At 75.1% G+C, this 1,911-nt stretch carries 3 protein-coding genes; 2 read left to right on the forward strand and 1 reads right to left on the reverse strand.

All coding sequences use genetic code 11. The annotated features are described in order from the left end of the window. On the forward strand, window positions 1-571 hold a 571-nt coding region (ygfZ, locus tag H0523_RS31945), incomplete at its 5' end, for a CAF17-like 4Fe-4S cluster assembly/insertion protein YgfZ (protein WP_180180319.1). Here ygfZ and H0523_RS31950 read toward each other — a convergent pair. After that, the gene (locus H0523_RS31950) at window positions 561-845 is read right to left on the reverse strand and encodes a hypothetical protein (protein ID WP_054435734.1); all 285 of its coding nucleotides are present in this window, start codon (window positions 843-845) and stop codon (window positions 561-563) included. The genes ygfZ and H0523_RS31950 overlap by 11 nt on opposite strands. A gap of 106 nt (window positions 846-951) precedes the next feature. On the opposite strand from H0523_RS31950, the gene H0523_RS31955 reads away from it, so the two are divergent. Next, on the forward strand, window positions 952-1,782 hold the full coding sequence (locus H0523_RS31955) for an AraC family transcriptional regulator (protein WP_231689979.1): 831 nt from the start codon (window positions 952-954) through the stop codon (window positions 1,780-1,782). The last annotated feature ends 129 nt before the right edge of the window (window positions 1,783-1,911 follow it).

The following is a 1,911-nucleotide window of genomic DNA, read 5'->3' on the forward strand; positions in this document are numbered from 1 at the left end:
CTGGCAACGCGCCGAGCTGCCCTCCGGCACCTGGATCGCCGCGCCCGCGGCCGGCGCCGTGGCGCGCTGGTGGTGGATCGCGTCCGACGAGCAACTGGCCGCGGCCGCGCCGCTGGCCGCCGTGCTCGGGCAGATCCCGGCCGCGCAATGGCACGCGGCCGACCTGGCCGCCGGCATCCCCTGGATCACCACGGCGACCCAGGACGTCTTCATTCCGCAGACCGTCAACCTGGACCTGATCCAGGGCGTCAGCTTCACCAAGGGCTGTTATCCCGGCCAGGAAGTGGTGGCGCGCAGCCACTACCGCGGCACCGTCAAGCGCCGCATGGCGTTCGGCACCATCGTCGATGCCGGCGTGGCCGATGCCGCACTGGCCGGCCAGGACGTGTTCGACGCCACCCAGCCGGGCGAGCCGACCGGCCGCATCGTCGACGCGGCCCGCGGCGACGACGGCGTGTCGGTGCTGTTCGAGACCACGCTGGCCGCGCTGCCCGAGGGCGACCTGCGGCTGGGCGCGGCCGACGGCCCGCGCATCGCCGCCGCGCCGCTGCCCTATTCCATCACGCCGTAACCTCGCCGCCGGCGGACGCGGCCCCGGCCGCGTCCAGCCAGCGCCGCAGCGCCGGATCGCGCACTTCCAGCACCTCGAACAGCCCCAGCGCGCGCAGCGCCGGCAAGGCCTCCCGCATGTCGCGGGCGGCGACCTCGCGCGCGGCCGGCGCCGCGTCGGCGTCGCACCACACCCGCGCGTTCAGCAGAAAGGCGCCGACCGTGCCCTTGCGCACGGTCACGCCCTCGAATTGGGCGGCATTGCGGTCGTCCGGCAATAAGTCCTGTGCTTGCATGATGTTCTCCTGTCGATGGGCACAGGCTCACGATAGTCGCCCCCGCTCGGCAAATCTGCGGTAATTTCGACAATCAATACCGTGTTTGTGCCAACCTGGATCCGCCATGTCCATGCGCCGCCCCTGCCCGCCCCCGACGCCCGCCGAGGCCGCCTCGCCCCTGATCGCCCCCGACCTGGCCGCCGCGCCCGACGGGCCGCCCCTGCTGGCCGTGCGGCGCCAGGACGCGGCGCTGCGCCACACCGCCACGCACCGGCACGCGCGCGGCCAGCTGTTCGGCGCGTATCGCGGGCTGCTGACGGTGGTGGCCGGCGACCGCCAATGGGTCGCGCCGCCCGCGCACGCGATCTGGATTCCGCCCGACTGCCCGCACGGGCTGCGTTCGCATGGCCCGTACGCGGGCTACAGCGTCTACCTCAGCCCCGCGGCCTGCGCCGACCTGCCGGCGGCGCCCTGCGCCCTGCGGGCGTCGGCGCTGCTGCTGGCGGCGGTCGAGCGCGCCGCCGGTTGGTCGGATACGGTCTGGGACGCCGCCCAGCGCCGCATCGCCGAAGTGGTGCGCGACGAGATCCGCACCCTGCCGCGCGCCGGCGACGGCCTGACGCTGTCGCGCGACCCGCGGCTACAGCGCCTGGCGCTGGCGTTGTCCGACGCGCCGGCCGATACCCGGCCGCTGGCCGCCTGGGCCGACACGATCGGCATGGCGCCGCGCACGCTGGCGCGCCGCTTCCTGGCCGAGACCGGCCTGTCGCTGGGGGCGTGGCGTCAGCGCGCGCGGTTGATGCGGGCGCAGGAAATACTGGCGGCCGGCCAAGGCGTGACGGCCGCCGCGCTGGAATCGGGCTATGACAACGTCAGCGCCTTCATCGCGATGTTCAAGCGGGAATACGGCGTCACGCCCGGCCGCTACGACGGCCGGGGTCCGGTGGGGGATTGAACGGCCGGCGGCGTGGCGCCGGCCCGTGCCAACGCGCCGGTTTACTCGGCGTCGGCGGCCTTGCGCGGACGGCGTGCGCGCGGGGCGGTCTTGCGCGCCGGCTTGGCCGGCGCGGCATCGGCCGCGGCG

Source organism: Achromobacter insuavis, assembly GCF_902859645.1.
Classification (GTDB): domain Bacteria; phylum Pseudomonadota; class Gammaproteobacteria; order Burkholderiales; family Burkholderiaceae_B; genus Achromobacter; species Achromobacter insuavis.